Raw genomic sequence first — 22,688 nt, forward strand, 5'->3', positions numbered from 1 at the left:
TCACTTTGCTGTCAGAACCAGTCGCCCTTGCTGTCTTTCCAGACAAAAACACGGTCCTGCGGTACATCAAGCTTGGAGACCATCTCCGGGGGAAGACCTTCCAACATGCCCCGCATGACACGCATCACACCACCATGGGCAACACAGATGGTCGGCTTATCGACCGTGACCAACCATTTGGCAATGCGCTGGCGCAGCATCTCGTAGCTCTCGCCGCCCCCCGGCGGTACAAACTGATACTTGTCCTTGCGACGTAACTCGACCAGTTCAGGATGCGACATTGCCAGCTCCTCCAGTGTGTGTCCTTCCCAGGCGCCGAAGGTCAGCTCCTTCAACAAGTCCTCATGGCGATACTCCGATGGTGCAAGTCCCATCCCTTTGCGAACGCGTTCCATGGTGTCGCGGGTTCGCCCCAAAGGTGAGGCAACGAAATCGAAAGTTTCAGGGGTCAACCCATTGCGGCTGAGGTACTCGGAAAGGCGCAGACCATTGTCGTCGGCCTGTAAACGTCCGAGCGGGTTCAGAGGAATATCCTTCTGACCTTGCATCCGACCTTCCCTGTTCCAGTCGGTCTGTCCGTGACGGACGAAAATGAGGAATGCCGGGTTGTGAATACGAGGCAGGGTCGCGGTCATGTTCTGCTTTCAGGCCGTGGAATCGTCTATGTTTAAGCCATGTCACACATGGCGCGATTCCCGCAACTGCCCTTTTGGCGCCGAAGGTCGATCCATTTACCGCTGCCACGCATGCGAAAGCGGCGCAATTCATCGAAAAAATTAAAATGCCTAGTGGAAAAATTAAGTAATTATTACCTTGGTAGAAATATAAGGGGATTCAACTCAGTCCTTAGAGGCCGTATTTCGTCATGAGTTCCATTTCAAGTCTTGTTTTCAGCGGCTACAATACCGCCAGTTCCAGCAATTCCCGCAGCCTGAATTCCCAAAGCACAGCCGCAACGTCGACAGACGACGCGACCCAGGCCGAAACCGAGACGGATCCGGTGACCAAGGCCTTTGAAGATGCGGCAACGCTTGGAGAAGACTTGGCGACAGAATGGTCCCGCGCCCAGGCCAAGGCGGAGCTCGTCTATCAGCTCATCACCGGTGGCAAGATGGATGACGGCGATGTTCAAGATAACATCACCAACATGTTGCTGACCGCCTATGACCAGTTGCACACGTCGTCGGACAAGGATGCCATGCTGGAAGACATGCCAAGCTATGCGCTTGCCCTGGAACAGTGGGCCTCGATGAACAACACCACATCGACCTTTTCGATCCTGGCCTGAGCCAGATCGGCTTCTGACAACGAAAAAGGGAGGCGATCCTGCGATCCCCTCCCCTTTGGCATATCAAAACTGCAGTCGCCGACCTCAGTCCTTGACGACCGAGATATCCGGTGCATCGACAGCCTTCATACCGACGATGTTGTAACCACAATCCACGTGCTGGATTTCACCGGTCACGCCACGGCTCATGTCTGACAGAAGGTACAGCGCGCTGTCGCCCACTTCGTCGATGGTGACCGAGCGGCGCAGGGGCGCGTTGTATTCGTTCCACTTCAGGATATAGCGGAAATCGCCGATACCGGATGCGGCCAGCGTCTTGATCGGACCAGCAGAGATCGCGTTGACACGGATATTCTTCGGCCCCAGATCCATCGCCAGATACTTTACGCTGGCTTCCAGAGCAGCCTTGGCAACGCCCATGACGTTGTAATGCGGCATAACCTTCTCTGCGCCATAGTAGGTCAGGGTCAGGATAGAACCGCCATCGTTCATCAGCTTCTCGGCACGTTGGGTCACTGCGGTCAACGAATAGACCGAGATATCCATGGTGCGATTGAAGTTTTCCGACGTGGTGTCGACGTAGCGACCTGTCAGCTCGTCCTTGTCGGAAAAAGCCACGGCATGAACGAGAAAATCGATCTTGCCCCACTTCTCTTCCAAAGCCTTGAATACGTTGTCGATGCTTTCAGCATCCGTCACATCACAGTGGCCGGCCACGAAGGCGCCAAGCTGATCCGCCAAAGGTGCAACACGCTTTTTCAGAGCATCGCCCTGATAGGTCAACGCCAGTTCCGCGCCGGCATCTGCGAGAGCCTTTGCGATACCCCAGGCAATCGACCGGTTGTTCGCAACGCCCATGATCAGTCCGCGTTTGCCGTTCATCAGTCCGAGCGTTTCCGCCATCTTCATCTCCAGAAGAAATTCTTTAACCACCCCGTCCGGGCAGAGCTTCCTATGGCACAGGGCATTTTCTGCATCAAGTCGGATAGAGCCCGGAAAGAGCCGTCGACGGGGCTCGTGCCAGTCACTATGTTACCGAGTGAATTTTGCCTTTTGATCTGAAGGAAGCGGTTTGATGGACTGGAGCACTCATGCAACGCAGCTGGCAAAGCTGGTCGGTGAAGCGAATGTGCTGACTGAAAAAAATGACCAGGCTCCCTTCCTGAAAGAGTGGCGAGATCTCTACCAGGGTGTCACGCCGATGGTGGTGCGACCGGGCTCCACTGAAGACGTTTCCGCCGTGATGACCTATGCCTATGAGCACACTCTCAAGGTGGTGCCGCAAGGTGGGAACACTGGGTTGGTAGGCGCCCAAATTCCTAAGGAAACCGGCGATGAAATCGTTATTTCGCTTGGTCGGCTGAACCGCGTCCGTGCCGTCGATCCGGACGGTTTCACCATCACTGTGGAAAGTGGAGTGGTGCTGGAAACGCTGCAAAATGAGGCGACAAAAGTCGACCGTCTGTTCCCGCTTTCACTCGGCTCTCAGGGCTCTTGCCAGATCGGAGGAAACATCTCCAGCAACGCCGGAGGCACCGCTGTACTCGCCTATGGCAACACTCGGGATCTGGTTCTCGGGCTCGAAGTTGTGCTGCCGACAGGCGAGATCTGGAACGGCCTTCGAACCCTCCGCAAAGACAATACCGGATATGATTTGAAACAATTGTTTATCGGCGGAGAGGGGACCCTGGGGATTATTACGGCCGCCTCTTTGAAGCTTTTCCCCAAGCCGAAAAAACTGGAAGCGGCGTTTGTCGGATTGAGCAATCCCCATGCCGCCCTGAAGTTGTTCTCGCTTGCCAAGGCCCAGGCCGGACCGGTCCTCACCGGCTTCGAAATCATGCCCCGGATTGGCATGGAGTTCTGTGTTGCTCATCTTGAAGGCGCACGCGATCCGATGGCTGAGCCACATCCCTGGTATGTGCTGATGGAGCTTTCCAGCGGCTCGGACGCCTTTCCTGTGCGGGATCTTCTGGAAAGCACGCTGAGCGAAGCCATGGAGGCCGGCGTTGTACGTGATGCGGCAATTGCCAGTTCAATGCAGCAGGTTGACGACTTCTGGCGGTTGCGCCACGGCATGTCTGGCGTTCAGAAGAGGGAAGGCGGATCGATCAAGCACGATGTCTCTGTGCCTGTTGCCTCAATTCCGGAGTTTCTAGACACGGCCATGGCGGCTGTCTCTGCTTTCGTTCCCGGTTGCCGACCCGTGCCCTTCGGCCATCTGGGCGATGGCAATATCCATTTCAACATCAGCCAGCCGGTCGGTGCCGACAAAGACGACTTCCTCGCCAAGTGGGATGATGTGAATGCCCTCGTCCATGGCATCGTCGCCGAGTTCAACGGTTCGATCTCGGCTGAACACGGTATCGGTCGCCTGAAGAGGGAATTGCTTCATGAGGTTAAAAGCCCCGTGGAGATGGACATGATGCGACGAGTGAAATCGGCCCTTGATCCGAAAGGTCTGATGAACCCGGGACGGTTGCTTTAAAAGCAACCCCTTTAAAAGCAACACTGCCAGCATGCGCCTGCCCGCTTGACAAAACTCTCCCGAAGACGTTTTTGTCTCGGCGGGTCGTCGGTCCCAGCCGCTCGCGGAGCATAACGTGCTTCTTGGTGAAACTGATGCTTCCGGAAAGACCGGGAGCCAGAACACATCTGTCACCCGCTTTTCATGAAGCAGGCCGATGGCAATGCGAGCCCCATCCCAGATTGCCTGCGATTTTGAAAAGGCAGGTCAGATGACCCTACCCTCCGTGGATGATCTCAAATCCCAGGCAAAGCGCCTGCGATCCGCTTTGTCGGACAAGGGCGCCCTGACACATGGGCAAACCCTTGACCTTGTGGCGCGCCAATATGGCTATCGCGACTGGAACACGCTCTTTGCGGCAAAAGGCAACCAGCCTGACCTGACACTTGCCGTCGGCGACCGGGTTTGCGGCGCCTATCTTAAGCAGGACTTCGCAGGCGAAGTCCTGTCTGTCAGTCGGCTCGGTCCGAATGGTGGGCTGAAGCTCACCATCGCGTTTGATGAACCTGTCGACGTGGTGAGTTTCGATAGTTTTTCAGCCTATCGCCACCGGGTGACGGCAAATGTCGACGCAGATGGGGTGAGCCCGGCAAAAACCTCTGACGGCGCTCCTCACATGCGGATACGCAAAGCTTTCTGAGAGAATGCCATAGCCCGGACAGCACTGTCCGGGCTATGGCATTGGCCGTGATCAGACCTGTTTTTGCGCGACGACCATGTGACCGGGAACCGGTACGCCGTCCTCCAGCCGAACTGTGATCGGCTCCAGCGACAGGATGTCGAAACCTTCAGCACCGAGAACCCGACGAAGATAGCCCCCACTCTGGGCAAAGCGCTGCTTGGCTCCGACCCTGTAATCCTTGCCGTCCATCTGCTCATCTGGAAGGGTTTCAGTCGAAAAGGCGAAATAGCCTTTCGAAGAAAGACGGTCCGCAGCCCCTTTGACCATCCGCTCAATGGCGCCAAGGTAGGGAAAGACGTCGGTGGCTGCAATGAAGTCCCAGGTCGGTCGACTGTCATCTTCATCCTCAAATTCCTCGAGGAAGCTGACAGCCTCGCCAACATAGAGGTCGTCATAGACCTCCCGGTCAAAAGCCAGTTCAACGATGCGCTCCGACAGGTCGACGCCCGTCATGTGGGTCGCATGGCCATGGAAGGCGACGCTGGTCAGGCCCGTGCCACAACCCAGGTCCAGTAGCCGCTCGAAGGGCCCCAGCTCAAGGGTTCTCACCCTTTCGCGCAACAGCAGAGGGACGCAGTATCCTAGCTGATCGACCAGGATCTCATCGAATACGTCTGCATGCTGATCAAACAACGTGGCGACATAGGCTTCCGGCATCGCGTCGGGAGAAGGCGCACGTCCCAATGCGGCCAGCCGAATGGAGACACCTCCGGTGTCGCTGGGGTCTAGTTTGAGCGCTTCAAGGTATGCCGTCTCGGCGCCATCCAGGTCCCCGGACTTTTCCAGCTCAAGCCCCCGGTTATAGGCCTCGGCCAAGGCATCTTCGTCGGTGTCGCTCATGTCATTCCGATCTTGGCTGGGTGAGCGGAGCATCGCCCCGTTCTCATGTGTCTGTTGTCTGGGGGTGCCTCATATCCGAGGCAGCAGAGCCGTGCCAGTGATTTATTCAACGCTTATCGAGGGCCGCAACCCACTTTCTGGCCAGTTCATCAGAAGAGCGACATCTGCCCTCCTCCGGCCTCGCCTCCGTCGTCCTGACCGGTTGCCGCTTTCTTCCGTCGACGCACTGGAGCCGGAAGCGCCTCGTCTGGCTCGACTTCCTGCAACAGATCCGCTTCGTCATTGGCAACCGAATTGACGCGACTGGACACAGGCGTGGCAATCAGACGACCGTCTTCGGCAGGGCGCAGCAGTCTGCGGGCATCACGCGCCATGACATTGCCTGTGTCCAGCCAGGTTTCGAAATCCTCGGGGGCCAGAACCGCCGGCATGCGATCATGGATCTGACCCAGGCTGGAATTGGCTGGAGTGGTCAGCAAGGCTCCTGTGTCGATATCACCGCCATCGGGATCGCACCAGGTGTCCCAAAGGGCGGCAACAGCCATCACGCCACCGTCTGCCGGATGAATGAAAAACGGTTGCTTGCCCTGCGGCGTGCGTCGCCACTCAAAATAACCTGACATGGGAAAGAGACAGCGGTTGTGCTTCATAGCCCCCCGAAACGACGGCTTCTGGACCGCGGTTTCAGACCGCGCGTTGATCAGCAAGGTAAAGCTGGCAGGGTCTTTGACCCAGCCCGGCACAAGCCCCCATCTCAGTAAAACAAAATGCCGTTGACCATTGTGGTTCTGGCGCACGCTGGCAACGGGCTGGGTTGGCGCAATATTATATCGAGGCGGAAAATTCGGCTGCTCCTGATAGTCAAAGAGCGCGCGAACCTCCGCTGGAGACGCTGTAAGAGTGAATCGACCGCACATTTCACTTCCTTGCCATCCGATTAGGCAAATGGCAACTAACACAAGATAGCGTATGCTTTGATGAATCGCTTGGGGAATTGGTATGAAGCTTGATAGTCCTGTACTCGGCGTGGGCCCTTTGGCCGCTGACAGGCTCGAGCAAGCCAATATTAACCCGACCACGGGACTGGCCACCGATTATCTCAACCACTTCAACGAAGTCATGATGCTGCTCGAAATGCTTCCGGCAATGCCCGAGTGCGCCGAAGACGTTCTCGACTGGCACCCGATCGACTACGAAGATCATTTCGAGACCTCAGGTTTCAGCGACAAAAAGCTGGCAGTCGATGCCTACCATGCCGCGCCTGTGCGATTGCGCACCCATCTTGAGGCCTATGTGGCGGAAATCAATGCGGTTGTGCTTCTGGCTCAAGAACAGATTCGCGCAACAGAAGATCTGGCCTCATCGGCTATCATGATTGCCGATACCGCCACCTCGCAGATCAAGCCTCTGATCTCCAAGGCCAGTGGCGTGATCCACGGGCATCTGGGTGCGGATGCTCTTCAGTCCGAAGGCGAAGAAGCTCAAGCCGAGATCGATGCAATGTTCGCCTGACCGGCAGACATTCTCCCAGCTGACTTCTAGTCTATGCGCGTGTGCGCTTCGCAAGCCCGACCAGAGATGCCCATGGCCGTTTCCCGCAGCTATCCAGACATCCCGCTGATTGCCATCAGCGTCCTGTGCCGTCGTGGTCAGAAGGTGCTGATGGTTCGCCGGGGGAATGAGCCGTTCAAGGATCACTGGAGCCTGCCAGGGGGAATGATCGAAGTGGGAGAAAGCCTGGCTGAAGCCGCAGACCGCGAGCTGCAGGAGGAGACCACTATCGAGGCGCGCATGCACGAAGTCGGTGAAGTGTTTGACAGCATCCAGAAAGATGCCGACGGACGGGTCAAGTCGCACTACGTGCTCGCGGTGATGCTGGCCACTTACAAGAGTGGCGCGGCTGTGGCGGGCGATGACGCCGCAGAGGTGCGCTGGATAGCTCCGCAGGACAGTTACGCACTGCTGACCACTCCGGACACGCCTGAGAGAATTGAGCGCCTGTTGAAGCGCTTCCCGCAGGACTGACGGTCTCATGGCTCGCTGTGTTGACCCGCAGAGCTGTGAACGGCTCTCAAACCGGAGCTGTTTAGCCTTGCGATACGTGTGCTCTGCCCGCACACTCCGGCCATGCGTCACTGTTTTTTTCCTCTTTTGTTCTGCCTGACACTCGGCATTGGCCTTCTCACCTTGCCGGATGCGTCCCGTGCCCAGACGACGGAAGACACCGTGCCTTATGACGACGAGCTGATGCGGCTGGCGGAAGTCATGGGCGCTCTGCACAGCCTGCAGCCCATGTGTGGTCCAGACGAGGCGCCAACGTGGCGCGACAGGATGATCGCCCTTCTGGACGTCGAAACCGAGCCAGGTAATCGGCGGCGGCGTTACATAGAGCATTTCAATCAGGGCTACCGAGGTTTTTCCTCAACTTATCGGACCTGCACGCCAGCCGCGCGTCTCGCTATGAAACAATACGTTAGCGAAGGTCAGACCCTGATCCGCAACGTAACTGGCCGTTTCAGCCGCTAAGCCATCTCACCAAATTTACGCTGCTTACCGGTTGGTTAACCTTTTGCGTTAAATTTGTGGGTGGCCGTTAAGTTTGTGTTCACGGTTACTTATCAGCGCGGTTCGCCGTGGTAGATTGATCCTCGAAAAGATTCGGGAGGCCACTCGGAGATTCCGTTCCCGCTAACACTTTGAAACTGGTAAGGAAACGCATGATCAACGATGATTTAAATGATGCGGCAATGGAAGCTGAATTCGCCGAGGATGAGGATATCCGGCGGGCCGCTTTGAGCTTCATTTCCGACGCTTGGGCCGAGGCGATTGCCAATGGCGTCGATGCGGATGCTGTCGCTCATGCGGCGATGTTCACCGCCCTTGCCGACCTTGTCGCGACCTATGGCGAAGATGCCGTTTCGAAGCTGGCCGAAGGTCTGCCCGAGCGTATTCAACGCGGAGATTACACAGTCAACCGGGTCCTGCAGTAACGCGCCACAGATCTCTTGAGAGCAGGCCGCCAACACGACCTGACGGTTTCAAGGCTGCGCGTTCGGAAATCCCCGGGCCTTTAAGTGTGCCGACGGCCTGCAAGCTTCAAAGCACCCATCGGACCAGAAGGTCCACATAGAGGCCAACAGCAAACACCACCAACAATGCACCGGCAATGTGATTGGCCCGTTCCAGCCATGTATCGTCAATCCGCCCGGTCATGTGGCTCACCAGCCAGCAAATTGCACACCACCACAGCATCGCACCGCAGGTAACACCTGCGACCATGGACAGGGCTCCCAGATGATCCCCTGCAACCGGTCGCCATGTGCCCAGCCCGCCCAAAATGGCAACGAACCCGAGGATCACGCCTGGGTTTGTCACGGTCAGCAAGAATGCTGCAACCATATCGGTCAGCGCGGACGCTCCACCCTCACCCGGTTCCATATGCGGATGCGAGAAGTAGACCCTCAGACCGAATCCCAGGAGCAGTAGCCCGCCAAGAGCCTTGATCAGATCTTCCTGACCGGTCACGAATGTGGTGACTGCGGAAACGCTGAACACAGCCAGAGCGGCATATATCGTATCAGCGACCACAGCACCGAATGCCACGGTCACGCCCTTGCCGAAGCCCTGTTGAGCCGCGTGCTTGATCGCCATGATGTTGACTGGGCCAACCGGAGCACTCGTCACAAGGCCAACGCCTATTCCGATCAACAGATACTCAAGTGTAATCACGCCAAATCACCAGGCCGCCAAAGATCAAGCTGCGTCGATAGCGGCCCCAGCAGTTCTGCGCAAGGGCCGCCGTCAAAGCAAAAGCGCTGTTTCACCGGCACAGTCATACCGGCCTGAGACTGATAAGGGGTGGCCGCGAGCCGAGGAATATGCTTAGGAAGGCGACAGTGCTCTTCCCGTTTCCAGAGGCCAGAAACATGATCACCAGCGCCCCATCTATCTGTTTCCGGCGCTTCGTGCCGTGTGTCCTGCAATGGCTGGCCGCTACGGTTTGCATCTGCGGGATCAGCACGACTGCCCTTTCTGCTCCGGTGAAGACCGACACTATCCTTTTGAGCCCTCCACTGGCAGACAATGCTGGCACGGGCAAGGTACCTGCTGACCTGGGAGCCATGAACGCCGACAGTCCGGCCCCCGATGCCAACAGGGAAGACGAGGAACAGCCCGTCGCAGAGACACAAGTCGCGACGCCGGAGGTGCTCTACGATGTGGACCAACTGCCCAAGCCCGTTGCGCGCATGCGTGCGCAGTTGCGCGAAGCCGCCCTCTCCGGCGACATGGAGCGGCTGCGGATGGTGCTGGAAGGCAACGAGCTGATGCCGACATTGTCGCTGACCAAGATCGATGATCCGATCCAGTTTCTGCGCGACAGCTCGGGCGATGGAGACGGCCTCGAGATTCTGGCGATCCTGGCAGACACGCTGGATGCGGGCTTTGTGCATGTGGATCAGGGAACAGCCCAGGAGATGTTCGTCTGGCCCTATTTTGCCCGTTACCCGTTGCATCAATTGTCGCCGGAACAGAAAGTCGAGCTTTACCGGCTGGTCACGGCTGGCGACTTTGCCGAAATGGAATCCTATGGGGTCTGGTTGTTCTACCGGATCGGCATCGGACCAGACGGCACCATGCATTATTTCGTGGCCGGCGAATGAAGCCCTGAAGCGCCTGCCTGCAGCTCTGCATAAACGGCGTAGCCGCGGTAAAGGCTGCTGAAGCTTTCGGAATACCCATTTGTGCCCGCAACATCACTCAGGATCGACCGAAGCTCGGCGCGCGGCTCAACGTGAAATGCCTTGAGCCAGGCAAACAGTCCATGGCGAAACATGCGCGGCAGACCATCCTGCTGGCCGAAGTCGACCACCGACATTCGCCCATCGGCCTTCAGGACGCTTGACCCGACCACCAGTGCTTGTTGCCAAACGGGGATCATCGACAGGGTGTAGGAAAAGAAAACCCTGTCGAACCCTTCTTCGGCAAGATGGCGCTGACCGAATCCCAAGATGACGTGCGGGTCCGATGCATCGCCCAGGTTCAAAGCAATCCGGTCCGACAGTCCGGCCTTGGCGACATTGGCCCTGGCGGTTTCCAGCATCTGACTGGAAATATCGAAGCCATAGAACTGCGCATCCGGATAGCGCTTGGCCGCGGCGATCAGATTGCGACCTGTGCCACAACCGACCTCCAGAACCTGCGCTCCAACCGGCGGTGCCAGTCTGTCGATCAGGACATCCCGCCCAAGAAGATAATATTTCCGCGTCAGATCGTAGATGTGGCGCTGATTGCGGTAGACGCCATCCATAACCCGCGCGGTGTCCGCTGCTGCGCTCATGTCTGCAATCCTTCGTCAACCATTGAAGACATACAGGTGGAACCCACCATAGATCGACGAGCGATCCGCATTGCCGAGGCGCAAGCTCTCTTCCGCCTCATAGGTCCAGCGGTTCAAAATCTCGTCCTCCACGCGGCCCGGAAGCAAGGTCGGCTCGGCTGCGGTGCGGAACACCACCCGTGCGCCGGTCCTGGCAGTGCGGGTTATTTCTGCCCACAGCGTATTGAGCTGAGCGTCCGTCATCCAGTCCTGAGCGTCCAGCAGAACATAAGCATCGAGACTGCCATCTTCACACGACTGCAAGTGCTCGGCGAAATTGCGGTTGATCACCTGAACCCGATCGGCACGATCGCGGATCGTCTCATAATGTTCGCGCTTCAGATAAGGTGGCAGAGGACCAGCCGGACCGGAGCTTTCACCGAAACTCTCGCCAACAGGAGCGTATCCACGAGTGAAGGCTTGCCAGGCGAAATAGTTGTCCTGAAGCGAAAAGTTACAAGCCAGTTTTTCCAACCGTTGACGCAAGACGGCAGACATATCGCCCTCTGCACTGGCCGAGACCAGCGCATCATATTGTGCCGGTGGAATACCCAGGCCGTAGAGCGACATCTTCTTGGAGGTCGCCCAGCGCACCATGCGCTTGTCGAACAATGGCGCCAGGGCCGTGTCGAAGAAACTGCGCTGATCCGCAAGCGACGTCGATTTGGTAATGTTGCGTGGATCAATGCCGTAGAGACGGGCAACGAGATGTCCTGCGCCGATACAATATCCCAGCAGGCCATGATGGTAGAGATCACGGGAGAACAACGAGATCCGACGCCGCCCCCAGCCCACGAGATCCCGGCCTTCCCAATAGGCACGGCTCTCAGCATCCAGCTCATCGCGCAGAAAGCGGTTGTAAGCCGCAATATTGGCCTTCTCGTCGGCTTCACCGAAGAACCTGTAGAACGCGTCGTAATTGGGCAGGCGCTTGGCGGCCAGCAACTTCAACCGACCCAGCGCAACGTGGGCACGATTGAGATCGACTGCGGTGATCTGTTCCGGATCCGCTGTCAGGTAGGACATGACGTTGCAGCCGCCTGAGGCGATGGCAACCATCCGCGACTTCGACCCCAGCTGCAGGGCTTGCATGTCCACATCCGGGTCCTCCCAGATCTGTGGGTAGACAAGCCCCTTGAAGGCAAAGGTGAAGAGACGTTCCAACATGCCGTCGCCGCTTGCCGCACTGGAGCGGTGGACGGCTGACTTGAGGCGCGACTTAGAGGCTTCCAGGGAACTTGGTGTCATTGATCTCTCCCGCAGACCATACAGATGGGCTGCATAGTCGATTACGGGAGTCGCGCGACAGTTTGGTGACGCATGGTCAACACGTAGCCGCGCAAACAGATAAGCCCCCGAAACCGGGGGCTTAACCAATTCAATCAGACTGCCAACCTAGCGAGTGACGACAACAAAGTCGGTTCCAAGACCGGTGTTCCGGGCAAAAGACCGGTCGGTGACGATCAGCGAGCTGCCCGGCGTCAACATGCGGGCCAGATCCCGGGAGACCGTATCATCAATGTCGAGACGGCTCAGAACTTCGTCGGCCGAGGCAAGGGTTTCGCCTTCTGCCGGAACTGTCATCCACTCCACCGAACGGTCGCCTTCCTGGAACCCCAGGGCGGTGAACACATGGGTGCCGATGGCCTTTTCCGGATCCCGTAAGGTGACTTCCGCTTCGTAGAGGTCCTTGAATTTGCGGCGAATGCGCAACATGGCATTCTTCGGCTTTTCAAAACCCGCAGCAGCATAGACCGACTTCACAAGGCTATCTGTGATCTGTCCGGTGACGGGAAGGTCGGCGCCCTCTTGATAGAGGCTGATGGCAGCACGTGTACGCTTGCCGGCAACACCGTCAACATAGCCCGCGTTGAAGCCCATCTGATTGAGCAGACGCTGCAGGGTCTGGGTCTTGTTCTCCGGCTTTAGCGGCGTGACGATCATGCGCAAGGGAAGATCGAAATCCGGGTTCGGCGTGGCGCCCGCAGACAACTCTGTATCCGCCCCTTCCGGCAGCAGCGTTCCACGCAGGGCTGGATCTGCCGCAATGGTCGCCGCCGACAGGCTTGCGACTTCCCGCGTCAATCCGCCTGGCTGCGGCAGGATCGGATGATGGATCACCCGTGGTGCCACCTGATCCTGGGTCACCACAACATGCATGCCCCGCTGGGTCAGGCCGAACAGGTCCATGGCAAAGGCCTTGGGCATGCGGATACAGCCGTGGGACGCCGGATAGCCCGGCAACCGTCCCTGATGCAGAGCAATGCCCGACCAGGTGAGCCGCTGCATGTAAGGCATTGGCGCATTATTGTAGATATTGGAGAAGTGCCGACGCCGCTTTTCCAGGATTGAGAAAACACCGGTTGGCGTCCGGTGGCCATTCTGTCCCGAAGAGATCGGCGAAGAGCTTAACAGCTCGGTTCCGCGGTAGACGTCGATTTTCTGCGCTTTCAGCGAGACCATCATCTGCAGCGGAGCAAGCTCCGCCTCGCGGGTTGCCTTTTCGGCAGACGGCAAGGACGCCGTTTTCGTACCTGCCGCTTCGGCAGGCACCGACGCAACCGCCAGGCAGACAATAGCAAACAAACCGGCACCGGCGCGGAGAAGGCCATGGCCTGATCGCGAAGGTTTCATCTCATGGTCCGTCAGAGGCACCACTGCTTGTGAGGCGATTTCAGCCTCAAATCGTTTATTAAAAATCTGCATGGGCGAGCCCCTTGTACGCAAAACCCCAGATAGCTCGAAAAAGGATTAAACCCCTCGTGTGTATTTTAGGTTTAGAGATAAGGTTACCAATCTCTCAACTTTACCTATAGGCACTCTAGCCGAGGTTTGACCTCAAGACTGTTGCATAGATCACACATTAAGACTTCATTAACGTCTCAAGCTGGGCGTCACGTCGCGTAGGCTCAGATGCCTGCTGCCAGGCTTTCCAGCGTGCCGGCGACAGACCTTGCGTCGCCATCGCTGTCGCGCACCAACTGATCAAAGTGATCGGTCATTGCCCGAACCTGGCGATTTTCGCGAAAAATCAGATATTGCGAGCCGATATAGACAACGGCGAGCAGCGGGCCGAAGATTGTCACCGGAGCTGAGAAGACCACCTTCGGGTCGTAAAGATAAAGCCGAAGCGAGGGATAGAGCTCCTGGCAGTGGCCCGCCATATGCAGCAGTTGCTCCTTGCGTACTTCAGCGCTCATGCCGCGCCAATAGCCCTCGCCGCGTGCCAGGCTCTCCACATATTCCCAGGAACAACAGATCTCATAATCTGAGCCAGGACGTCGCAACCATTCGGCACGCGCCCGCATGGAGGAAATCGCCTGATCCGGCGTCTTGTCGCGAAATGATCCATACTCGAACTCGAACACCGCATCGGTCTTGAGAATGTCGGGCAAGGTGGTCGGGACGTGACGGATCTTGTAACCGGAGGCCTCACGGTGCCAGGCATCGATTTTGGTGTCGGCAAAGGTTCGTTCCGCCTCAGTGATGCGGAAAGACGATGCCAGCAAGTCGGCAGCTGTCTCGCTCCGCTCGGTCAAACCGAGCAGCCAGTCGGAGCTGACGCTGAGCGCCTCCGCGCAGGCAGCCGCCAGATGCGCATTTGGAAGCCGCGCCTCGCCGTCAGACAGAAGCTGGGCAACAGTTGACCGATCAACCCCGCAGATCCGGGCCATGGAGCTGCGGCTCATATCACGGCGGGACATGGCCTCAGCCAGGCGGGTACGAAAAATCTCGGCGCGGTCTCTTTTATCCATGTGGATGATTTAATCACCCTTGGTGTTTTTTATCAACAACCATTACTTTTAACTGCGCAAACACATAATTCCCGCGGCAAGCAGCTTCATCCTATAGAGGGGTAGGTTTTTCATAGCTTAGGAGGTTCTGATTGTGGAGACGACGCGCCGCACATTCGCAAAGTCCGTCACGTGGCAAATCATGGGCATTCTTACCATGACGGGCCTGAGCTATCCGCACACCGGATCTCTGCTGTCTGCACTGTCCCTTTCGCTCACCGCATCCCTGACCGGCTTCTGCTTTTTCTTCGTTCACGAAAAACTCTGGAACAAAGTGCACTGGGGCAAGAGCGGATAAAAAAGAGGAGAGCTTTTGTGCCCTCCCCTCACTGTTCTTCTAGACGCCGAATGTCACATAGCCATTTGCATCGGTGGGCCAGGACGGATTCCAGGCAATTTCCCAGGCATGACCGTCCGGGTCGGCGACATATCCCCGGAAGCCGCCATGCGGGGGCGCATCTGCCGCCCGCAAAAGGCTCCCTCCAGCACTGATCAGTTTGTCCATCACAGGCACGACGCCCCCCTTTTCCGGCACATTATGCGCTAGGGCATAGGCGCCATCCGGTTGGAATGCCGGGCGCTTCATATCCTGTGCAAAGGAAGGCTTGAGAAACGTGCCCAGGACAAACCCGTTCATTTGATAGAAGGCAATTTCTTCATTCTCAAACACTGACGCCCAGCCAAAGCCTCCCTGATAAAAGCGTTTTGCACGGACAAGATCGCTCACGCCCAGTGTGATTGCCGACATTAGTTGTTGCATACCCAGACCTCTCATGTTCACCGACGCGACATTGCACCGATGCTGAAGGCCATGGGGCACAATGCCATGAGTCTTCTTCGCAACGAGGTGCTGAAGAAAAATGTCACAGCCAGGGACCAGGACCCGCGCGTGCGGGGGCCGGGCTAACCGCACCGGCCTCTCCTTTTTAGACGGTGCTGATCCTGCCGTATCGCATGGCAGCACACAAGGTGTACTGCTCCGATGTCCCCGAAAGTTCAGGCCTTGTGTCAGCTGCGCGGCAGGCCGTCCTGGAACAGCACCGCCTCACCCTGTGATGGCGTTGTCAACTCACCGTCCCACATGACCTGCTGGCCGCGCACGAATGTGCCGACCGGCCAGCCGGTGACTTCCTTGCCATCGTAAGGGCTCCAGCCACATTTGGAGGCGATCCATTGGTTACGGATGGTTTCCTTGCGCTTCATGTCGACGATGGTGAAATCCGCATCGTAGCCCACCGCGACACGTCCCTTGCGGGCCGTCTGGAACAGCCGCGCAGGACCGGCAGAGGTCATGTCAACAAAGCGCGCTAGCGACAACCGGCCTGCATTGATATGGTCGAGCATGATCGGAACCAGCGTCTGAACCCCGGTCATGCCGGAGGGCGAAGCCGGATAAGGCTTCTGCTTTTCTTCCAGCAGGTGCGGCGCATGATCCGACCCGAAGATATCCAGAATGCCCTGGCTCAGGCCCCACCACAGCCGCTCGGAGTGACGCGGCGCGCGCACTGGCGGATTCATCTGCACCAGAGTTCCCAACCGCTCATAGGCTTCGTCGGTCAGGGTCAGATGATGCGGTGTTACTTCGATCGAGGCCACGTCCTTGAAGTCGATCAGAAAATCCACTTCTTCTGCGGTCGAGAGATGCAGAATGTGGATCTTCGCTCCGACCTCACGTGCAATCGACACCAGGCGCTGTGTGCATTGGAGAGCTGCAATTTCATCGCGCCAGATCGGGTGCGAGCGCGGGTCGTTCTCGATCCGCTCGCCCTGACGTTCGCGCAGACGGAATTCGTCTTCGGAATGGAATGCGGCGCGCCGACGGGTCGCCGAGAGAATTTCGCGCACTCCCTTGTCATCTTCCACCAGCAAGTCGCCCGTGGAAGAGCCCATGAAGACCTTGATCCCGGCAGCACCTGGAAGGCGCTCCAACTCGGGAATGTCCTTGACGTTGTCCCGGGTGCCACCGACCCAGAAGGCAAAATCACTGTGCATGCGGTGGTGACCGCGCGACACCTTGTCGGCAAGGGTTTCCGGCGTTGTCGTCAGAGGATTGGTGTTGGGCATTTCAAAAACGGTGGTGACACCGCCCATGACAGCCGCGCGCGATCCGCTTTCCAGATCTTCTTTGTGGTCGAGCCCCGGCTCGCGAAAATGAACCTGTGTGTCCATCACACCGGGGAGAATGTGAAGGCCAGTGCAATCGACAACTTCGCCAGCCTGGCCGGCATCGAAAGAGCCGATGCCCGCAATGCGGCCATCGCGGATGCCGACATCGCGCAGCCCTTCCCCATCCTGATTGACCAAGGTTCCGTTCTTGAGGATGACGTCGAAGGTCTGTAGCACCGGTTGCACTCCGTTCCGCTGGTAAAGTCTGCTGTTCAGGCGCTTATAGCCTTGCTGCCAAACGAGAGCCAGCCTTGCCAACCGCCCGCAAGGCCTTTTCCGACCCTTGCCATGCAGGCAAGAGCCGCTTATCTGGCAGATAACACCCTCGCGCCAACGTCAGGTCCCGACCATGTCCGCTTCTGCCTTTTGCCTTCTTCCCTCTCGTGCGCTGCTTCGTGCCGGCGGCGAGGCAGCGCATGCCTTTTTGCAGAACCTCGTGACTTGTGATCTGGAAAAGGTCGATGAAACAGGCGCAGGTTTTGGCGCACTTCTGACGCCTCAGGGCAAGATCTTCTTCGACTTCCTTATTCTTCGTCACGAGACAGCCTATTTGATCGATGCCCCTGCGGAGATTGCTGCCGACCTGCTGAAGCGACTGACGTTTTATCGTCTGCGGGCGAAGGTCGAGCTTGAGGCCCTGGAGAACTGGAGCGTCGCGGTCAGTTTCGGCGGAGAGCCTCTGGCGCCGGACGCGCTTCTCAACGTTACCGATCCGCGCTTGACCGACCTCGGTCAACGGCATTACGGACCATCGGATATGCTTCCATCTGCCTTGCAGACAACAGGCGCTACAGCGGCAGACGCTTCCGCCTATCAGGCACACCGCATTAGCCTCGGCGTGCCTGAAAGCATGACCGACTATGCCTATTCCGACATATTTCCGCATGACGCCGACATGGATCAACTGCAAGGCGTGTCCTTCACCAAAGGCTGTTATGTTGGCCAGGAAGTCGTTTCCCGCATGCAACATCGCGGGACCGCACGCAAACGGATGATCCGTATCACCGGCGCAAGCGAGCTTCCAGAAACCGGATCACCTATCCTTGCAGATGGAAAATCTGTGGGTGAACTCAGGTCTTCGGCCGGCTCCGAGGGCATCGCGCTGGTGCGTCTTGACAAGGCGCAAGCGGCGCGCAGCAAGGGCCAAGCCTTCACGTGCCAAGAGGCAACGGTTGAGCTTGTGCTCCCCAGCTGGGCAAAATTCGACTGGCCGGACGGACCCGAAAGCGCTTAAAACGCTCAAGCTCTTTCACGGGCTTCGACGTCTCTCCAGTTGCCGAGGTGATATGCCTGCCGACCTTACCGACCAGCCGCGTGCGTGGCAGCGCATGCTCTCCGGCCGACGCCTTAACCTGCTGGATCCCTCGCCGCTCGATGTCGAAATTTCAGACATTGCGCATGGACTGGCCCGAGTTGCACGCTGGAATGGCCAGACTTCGGGCGATCATGCATTTTCCGTCGCCGAGCATTCTCTGGTGGTGGAAGAGCTGGCCCGCCAGCTGAAGCCGGACCTGCCACCAAAATGGCAAATGGCTGTCCTGCTGCACGATGCCCCTGAGTATGTCATCGGCGACATGATTTCACCGTTCAAAGCGGTGATCGGCGGCGCCTACAAGACGGTGGAAGCCCGGTTGCAGGCAGCGATCCACCTGAGATTCTCGCTGCCGGCGGAAATTCCGCTGACGATCAAAAAGCTTGCCAAGCGTGCCGACATCATCTGCGCCTATTACGAGGCCATCGAGCTGGCCGGCTTCGCACCGGAAGAAGCCAACAAGATCTTTGGCAAACCGAGGCCCTTCGGACCGAATGCGACCGTACCAACCCGGCTAGGACTGGCGCCCCTTCCGGCCTCTGAAGCGCAAGCCAAATTTCTGAGCCGGTTTGAAGAAATCGACGCATTGCAGCAACCGGGGAAAACCCCTCGCCTTGTCAGTTAAGACCGGGTGACGGCACCGGTCCAGGCAGGTTAAGATTTGGTTAAACACCCAAATCACCCGCACTCAGGCCTCGCCCCATCCCATGATCTACGTCTGCTCTCTTTCCAAATTGCCGGACACGGCACAACGGGTCCAGGCCCGGCATATCATCACCCTGATCAATGCCGACATGGCTGTGCCGACCCCGACCGGTGTTGCTCCTGAAAACCACCTGATTCTGGGCTTCAATGACATCGTCAACCCGGTAGACGGCTTGTTGCCGCCTGGCGAAGCGCATGTCGCACAGCTGGTGGAGTTCATTGCGGATTGGCCACGCGATGAGCCGCTTATCATTCACTGCTGGGCTGGCATCAGCCGCTCGACCGCTGGGGCCTATATTGCGGCTTGTGTGCTCAACCCCGACACCGACGAAGCCCTGATTGCACAGACCCTGCGCCAGCAAGCCCCCTCTGCGACCCCCAACGGACGGTTGGTCGCCATTGCTGACAAGTTGCTGGGACGCAACGGCAGAATGATCGACGCCGTACGTCGAATTGGTCGTGGAGAAGATGCCTTTGAGGGCACACCCTTCCAGATGCCGCTGAGCTATGCTGGCAATGAGGAGGCCTCCGCCTCCTGATGAACAAATCGGCCACCACCCTCGAAATCGGTCTGAACGCCGTGATTGTCGCAGTCGCCGACAAGGTCCCGGCGATTGTCCAGGTCGGCGACCCTTCCAGCCGTCAGCCGGACAGCCTGCCGTTCGGGCCTTTCGATCCCCTGCATCACCGCACCTTCGAGATTGGCCTGCGGGCGTGGGTGGAAAACCAGACAGCCTTGCGTCTGGGCTATGTCGAGCAGCTCTACACCTTCGGCGACCGGGGGCGCCACCGTCAGCGGGAAGACGAAGATCCGCATGTCGTGTCCGTTGGCTATCTGGCGCTCACACGGCAATCGGACGATTCACAGAACGTCCTGTCCCGACATCACTCCTCCTGGCGATCCTGGTACGAGTATTTCCCCTGGGAAGACTGGCGTAAAGGACGCCCGGAGATCCTCGATCAAACCCTTCTTCCGGCCTTGCAAGCCTGGGCCGATGAAGAGCCGGCTGAAGACACTCCACCCCGCGCACTGACCCGTGAAGAACGGCTGAAGCTGGCCTTCGGTGCCGACGAAACACGGTGGGATGAGGAAAGAGCCCTGGAGCGCTACGAACTTCTTTACGAGGCCGGTCTGATGGAGGAAGCCCTGCGGGACGGGCGCCCGGCGGCACTGGCGCGCCAAAGCCTGCCACGACTTGGCCGCGCCATGCGCCACGACCATCGCCGCATTCTCGCTACGGCCATCTCGCGGCTGCGTGCCAAGCTGAAGTATCGTCCGGTCATCTTCGAGCTGATGCCCTGGACCTTCACACTGACCGATCTGCAGGCGTCGGTGGAGGCAATTTCAGGCAGGCACCTGCACAAACAGAATTTCCGCAGACTGGTGGAGACTGCTAACCTGGTCGAGCCGACCGGGGCAACTTCAACGGCAACCGGCGGACGTCCGGCAGCGCTCTTCCGGTTCCGACGAGAGCTCTTGAAGGAACGCCCTGGGCTCGGACTGAGGGTCGGAGGGCGTTGAACTGCCGGAAAATATCCGCCCGGCCTTAACCATAACAGCTCACTCCACATGTAAGTAACGCAGGGAAATACGCCAATATTCCGCGCATTAACTCTCTCTCAAGGTTAAGTTGTCACTCTCAACCTCAATGTTCTCGTCCTGAGACGTGCCAGCGGTGTTTGTCCGGTGTTGTTCCGGATCCGTGAATTGAGTTGGAGTTGGCTGCGTAATGTCTGGCCCGCGTACCCCTGCGTCTACAAGACGGTCCCCATCAAAAATCCGACGGATTGACGGCAGCTTGCGCCTCGCGCGGCGCCTCAAGCGCATTGGTCTGGTCGCGCCACTGGCGTTCCTGACCCTGACCGGCGCCATAGGGCCCCAGGATATCGTCAGCCTGCTGGCCGCCCAGAAGACTGAAACTCCGCGCTGGATGATGACGCTGGAACCGGCTCATTTTACCACCAGCTTTTCCCCTTCCCTTGCCTTGGCCAGTGCCAAGACACCGGTGGACAACAACGGTCCGGTGATGACGTTGACTTCCAACGCAAAGGGCGCCGACCGCCAGCCGATCTACGGACTGAAGGATGTTCTGAAGGAAAGCCGCCCGCAAGTGGTTCCCGACATCATCGACGTGAACAGGTCGGTCAAGGCAGACCGCTTGATCACCATGGCTCCTGACCGTCAGATGGTCGACATGGCATCAGGTGCCGTCTTTGCGATGGGCAGCATTCTCGATGAGGACACCTCCGGCGACCTGCCGAAGGTGGCTTTCGTCAAGGCTCGCCCCTATTCCCCGCTGCAGCCTTTGGAGCCTGGTCGCATGGTCGGGGAGCTGACAGAGCCGCATCCGGTTGATGTTCAACGCGTAATGATGGCCCGCAACGCTGCCGCCGCAAGCTTTTCCCTTGTGTCCGCCTATGCCCCTGACACCCTGGCGCATACCCAAGGCCCGTTCGATGCGCTCTTTGGTGCTGCTAAATACGAACAGGAACTGCCGCCGCCCGAAGACCCGGAAAATCCGCATTGGTGGGCTCAGAAACCTCTTCCGGCCTCTGCTTATTCAGCGAAGGAACAGAAGTGCCTGGCAGAAGCCATCTACTTTGAGGCCCGTGGTGAAGTCGAAGAAGGCCAGGTCGCCGTTGCTCAGGTGGTGTTGAACCGGGTGAAGAACCCGTCCTACCCCAACTCCATCTGCGGTGTCGTCTACCAGAACAAGCAGAAGCGTAACCGCTGCCAGTTCTCCTTTGCCTGCGACGGCATTCGCGACCGGATTTCACAGCCAGCCTCGTGGAAGCTGGCCAAGCGGCTTGCCGAAGAAGTCACCGGCGGAAAGCAATATCTGAAAATGGTCGATGCTTCGACACACTACCACGCGACCTACGTGAAGCCACGTTGGGCAAAGTCCATGGCTCGCCGTGGTCAGGTTGGTCAGCATATCTTCTACAAGACCTATGCGGGCGGCTGGAACTGAGTTTCAAACGCATCATTGTCTCGCGAGGGCAAGTGTCATAGGCGTATTCTTCGATAGCAATCAGCCGGGCGGGCCAGTCCCCGCGCCGGCTTTTTTGCATCTTCAGCAGATTTGTCCTGTCGCCGGCGCAGTTTGCGTTGACAGCTCATGCGAAAAATCGCCATTTGGCCCAAGGTACGACCCATTCCGGGGTGCCAGATCGACTCATTTCAGAGGATCCTTGATGACATACCTTCGTGCAGTGCTGACACTCTTCGCACTACTTTCTGCCTCCCCTGCTTTCGCCCATCTCGACCCAGCCGCTCATGGCTCCTTTGCCGCTGGATTGAGCCATCCGATTTTCGGGTTGGATCATGTCCTTGCCATGCTTTCTGTCGGCCTCTGGGCCGCATTGATTGGCGGGAGAGCCATCTGGTTTCTGCCAACGGGCTTCGTTCTTGGCATGGTTTCTGGCTACTTGCTGTCCCTCGTCGGCGTTGCACTGCCTGCCGTCGAGCCGATCATTCTGTTCTCCGTTGTCGTTTTGGGGGCAGTCGTTGCCCTGGCTCTGCGCCTTCCCGTCTTTGCCGGAGCGGCGGTTTGCGCCGCCTTTGGGTTGTTTCATGGCCACGCCCATGGAGGAGAGATCGGAACGGCAGGTCAGCTCGCGTTTGCCTTTGGCTTTCTGGTGGCGACCGCCGTACTGCATGCTTGCGGCGTTCTGTTTGGTTATGGTGCGAAGATCGGCCTCGGCCCGACAACGCAAAAAGGCGAACGTGCGATCCGTTTCCTTGGCGTGGCGACCACCCTTGGCGGGCTTTATCTGGCGACCGCCGGATAGCACTCAGAAAAGGCGCCTCCGGGCGCCTCAGACTGCTGACAAACCCGTCGATTTCCGGCGGGTTTGTTTTTTGAATTTTTGTTTTGTGGCGATTGTCCGCGTTTATGGGTTTGTTTTTTGCGGGCTTGCCTGTGTCACGCGGGGGCTTGTTCGTGGGCTTTGGTGAGGGCCATAGCGATCTTCTTGATGTTTTGGGCGGCGGCAG

At 58.1% G+C, this 22,688-nt stretch carries 26 protein-coding genes; 15 read left to right on the plus strand and 11 right to left on the minus strand.

Features of this window, described 5'->3' with window-relative positions:
* Nucleotides 1-11: 11 nt before the first annotated feature.
* Nucleotides 12-635 carry a histidine phosphatase family protein gene (locus J0X15_RS09710; RefSeq protein ID WP_206940109.1) on the minus strand — a complete coding sequence of 208 codons (624 nt, stop codon included), beginning with the start codon at nt 633-635 and terminating at the stop codon, nt 12-14.
* 230 nt (nt 636-865) lie between these two features.
* Here J0X15_RS09710 and J0X15_RS09715 point away from each other — a divergent pair, with 230 nt between their 5' ends.
* Nucleotides 866-1,288: a hypothetical protein gene (locus J0X15_RS09715; RefSeq protein WP_206940111.1), complete on the plus strand. Its 423-nt coding sequence runs from the start codon at nt 866-868 to the stop codon at nt 1,286-1,288.
* 84 nt (nt 1,289-1,372) lie between these two features.
* Here the strand turns inward: J0X15_RS09715 and fabI are convergent, their stop codons facing one another.
* A complete protein-coding gene (fabI, locus tag J0X15_RS09720) occupies nt 1,373-2,191 on the minus strand; it encodes an enoyl-ACP reductase FabI (RefSeq protein ID WP_206940113.1) in 819 nt (272 codons plus the stop codon).
* A gap of 172 nt (nt 2,192-2,363) precedes the next feature.
* On the opposite strand from fabI, the gene J0X15_RS09725 reads away from it, so the two are divergent.
* On the plus strand, nt 2,364-3,776 hold the full coding sequence (locus J0X15_RS09725) for an FAD-binding oxidoreductase (protein ID WP_206940115.1): 1,413 nt from the start codon (nt 2,364-2,366) through the stop codon (nt 3,774-3,776).
* Nucleotides 3,777-4,026: 250 nt separating this feature from the next.
* On the plus strand, nt 4,027-4,455 hold the full coding sequence (locus J0X15_RS09730) for a glyoxalase superfamily protein (RefSeq protein ID WP_206940117.1): 429 nt from the start codon (nt 4,027-4,029) through the stop codon (nt 4,453-4,455).
* A 51-nt stretch (nt 4,456-4,506) separates the two neighbouring features.
* On the opposite strand, the gene J0X15_RS09735 is transcribed toward J0X15_RS09730, so the two are convergent.
* Together J0X15_RS09735 and J0X15_RS09740 are read right to left on the minus strand one after the other, a co-directional pair.
* Nucleotides 4,507-5,337 carry a methyltransferase domain-containing protein gene (locus J0X15_RS09735; protein WP_206940119.1) on the minus strand — a complete coding sequence of 277 codons (831 nt, stop codon included), beginning with the start codon at nt 5,335-5,337 and terminating at the stop codon, nt 4,507-4,509.
* Nucleotides 5,338-5,486: 149 nt separating this feature from the next.
* Nucleotides 5,487-6,254, minus strand: coding sequence for an SOS response-associated peptidase (locus J0X15_RS09740; protein ID WP_206940121.1), 768 nt, complete (start codon nt 6,252-6,254; stop codon nt 5,487-5,489).
* 82 nt (nt 6,255-6,336) lie between these two features.
* Between J0X15_RS09740 and J0X15_RS09745 the strand changes: the two genes are divergently transcribed.
* The 4 genes from J0X15_RS09745 (at nt 6,337) to J0X15_RS09760 (ending at nt 8,327) form a co-directional block, all read left to right on the plus strand.
* Nucleotides 6,337-6,849, plus strand: a complete 513-nt coding sequence (locus J0X15_RS09745; protein ID WP_206940123.1) for a hypothetical protein — start codon at nt 6,337-6,339, stop codon at nt 6,847-6,849.
* Between the two features lie 72 nt (nt 6,850-6,921).
* Complete coding sequence (locus tag J0X15_RS09750) at nt 6,922-7,362, plus strand: NUDIX hydrolase (protein ID WP_206940125.1); 441 nt, start codon at nt 6,922-6,924, stop codon at nt 7,360-7,362.
* A 102-nt stretch (nt 7,363-7,464) separates the two neighbouring features.
* Complete coding sequence (locus tag J0X15_RS09755) at nt 7,465-7,863, plus strand: TIGR02301 family protein (RefSeq protein ID WP_206940127.1); 399 nt, start codon at nt 7,465-7,467, stop codon at nt 7,861-7,863.
* 191 nt (nt 7,864-8,054) lie between these two features.
* A complete protein-coding gene (locus tag J0X15_RS09760; RefSeq protein WP_206940129.1) occupies nt 8,055-8,327 on the plus strand; it encodes a hypothetical protein in 273 nt (90 codons plus the stop codon).
* A 106-nt stretch (nt 8,328-8,433) separates the two neighbouring features.
* On the opposite strand, the gene J0X15_RS09765 is transcribed toward J0X15_RS09760, so the two are convergent.
* Nucleotides 8,434-9,066, minus strand: a complete 633-nt coding sequence (locus tag J0X15_RS09765; protein ID WP_206940131.1) for a LysE family translocator — start codon at nt 9,064-9,066, stop codon at nt 8,434-8,436.
* Nucleotides 9,067-9,263: 197 nt separating this feature from the next.
* Between J0X15_RS09765 and J0X15_RS09770 the strand changes: the two genes are divergently transcribed.
* Nucleotides 9,264-9,998, plus strand: coding sequence for a hypothetical protein (locus tag J0X15_RS09770; protein WP_231710341.1), 735 nt, complete (start codon nt 9,264-9,266; stop codon nt 9,996-9,998).
* Here the strand turns inward: J0X15_RS09770 and J0X15_RS09775 are convergent.
* From J0X15_RS09775 to J0X15_RS09790, 4 genes are all read right to left on the minus strand, one after another.
* Complete coding sequence (locus J0X15_RS09775; protein ID WP_206940133.1) at nt 9,977-10,675, minus strand: class I SAM-dependent methyltransferase; 699 nt, start codon at nt 10,673-10,675, stop codon at nt 9,977-9,979. The genes J0X15_RS09770 and J0X15_RS09775 overlap by 22 nt on opposite strands.
* Before the next feature lie 15 nt (nt 10,676-10,690).
* Entirely contained in the window at nt 10,691-11,962 is a 1,272-nt protein-coding gene (locus tag J0X15_RS09780) for a DUF3419 family protein (protein ID WP_206940135.1), read from the minus strand.
* 147 nt (nt 11,963-12,109) lie between these two features.
* On the minus strand, nt 12,110-13,420 hold the full coding sequence (locus J0X15_RS09785; RefSeq protein ID WP_209015208.1) for a L,D-transpeptidase family protein: 1,311 nt from the start codon (nt 13,418-13,420) through the stop codon (nt 12,110-12,112).
* A gap of 203 nt (nt 13,421-13,623) precedes the next feature.
* Nucleotides 13,624-14,418 carry a helix-turn-helix domain-containing protein gene (locus J0X15_RS09790; RefSeq protein ID WP_231710342.1) on the minus strand — a complete coding sequence of 265 codons (795 nt, stop codon included), beginning with the start codon at nt 14,416-14,418 and terminating at the stop codon, nt 13,624-13,626.
* 184 nt (nt 14,419-14,602) lie between these two features.
* On the opposite strand from J0X15_RS09790, the gene J0X15_RS09795 reads away from it, so the two are divergent.
* Nucleotides 14,603-14,806 carry a DUF2061 domain-containing protein gene (locus tag J0X15_RS09795; RefSeq protein ID WP_206940139.1) on the plus strand — a complete coding sequence of 68 codons (204 nt, stop codon included), beginning with the start codon at nt 14,603-14,605 and terminating at the stop codon, nt 14,804-14,806.
* Between the two features lie 39 nt (nt 14,807-14,845).
* On the opposite strand, the gene J0X15_RS09800 is transcribed toward J0X15_RS09795, so the two are convergent.
* Together J0X15_RS09800 and J0X15_RS09805 are read right to left on the minus strand one after the other, a co-directional pair.
* Nucleotides 14,846-15,268, minus strand: a complete 423-nt coding sequence (locus tag J0X15_RS09800) for a VOC family protein (RefSeq protein WP_206940140.1) — start codon at nt 15,266-15,268, stop codon at nt 14,846-14,848.
* A 248-nt stretch (nt 15,269-15,516) separates the two neighbouring features.
* On the minus strand, nt 15,517-16,851 hold the full coding sequence (locus J0X15_RS09805) for a dihydroorotase (RefSeq protein WP_206940142.1): 1,335 nt from the start codon (nt 16,849-16,851) through the stop codon (nt 15,517-15,519).
* 172 nt (nt 16,852-17,023) lie between these two features.
* Between J0X15_RS09805 and ygfZ the strand changes: the two genes are divergently transcribed.
* From ygfZ to J0X15_RS09835, 6 genes are all read left to right on the plus strand, one after another.
* Nucleotides 17,024-17,908: a CAF17-like 4Fe-4S cluster assembly/insertion protein YgfZ gene (ygfZ, locus tag J0X15_RS09810; RefSeq protein WP_206940144.1), complete on the plus strand. Its 885-nt coding sequence runs from the start codon at nt 17,024-17,026 to the stop codon at nt 17,906-17,908.
* Between the two features lie 52 nt (nt 17,909-17,960).
* Nucleotides 17,961-18,611: a YfbR-like 5'-deoxynucleotidase gene (locus J0X15_RS09815; protein ID WP_209015209.1), complete on the plus strand. Its 651-nt coding sequence runs from the start codon at nt 17,961-17,963 to the stop codon at nt 18,609-18,611.
* An 82-nt stretch (nt 18,612-18,693) separates the two neighbouring features.
* Nucleotides 18,694-19,230, plus strand: a complete 537-nt coding sequence (locus J0X15_RS09820) for a tyrosine phosphatase family protein (protein ID WP_206940146.1) — start codon at nt 18,694-18,696, stop codon at nt 19,228-19,230.
* Nucleotides 19,227-20,213 carry an NUDIX hydrolase gene (locus J0X15_RS09825; RefSeq protein WP_408015337.1) on the plus strand — a complete coding sequence of 329 codons (987 nt, stop codon included), beginning with the start codon at nt 19,227-19,229 and terminating at the stop codon, nt 20,211-20,213. Before J0X15_RS09820 ends, J0X15_RS09825 begins: the two co-directional genes overlap by 4 nt.
* A gap of 277 nt (nt 20,214-20,490) precedes the next feature.
* Nucleotides 20,491-21,663, plus strand: a complete 1,173-nt coding sequence (locus tag J0X15_RS09830) for a cell wall hydrolase (protein ID WP_231710343.1) — start codon at nt 20,491-20,493, stop codon at nt 21,661-21,663.
* Nucleotides 21,664-21,886: 223 nt separating this feature from the next.
* Nucleotides 21,887-22,483, plus strand: coding sequence for a HupE/UreJ family protein (locus tag J0X15_RS09835; RefSeq protein ID WP_206940152.1), 597 nt, complete (start codon nt 21,887-21,889; stop codon nt 22,481-22,483).
* Nucleotides 22,484-22,688 lie beyond the last annotated feature (205 nt).

This window comes from Roseibium limicola (genome assembly GCF_017313085.1).
Taxonomy (GTDB): Bacteria; Pseudomonadota; Alphaproteobacteria; order Rhizobiales; family Stappiaceae; genus Roseibium; species Roseibium limicola.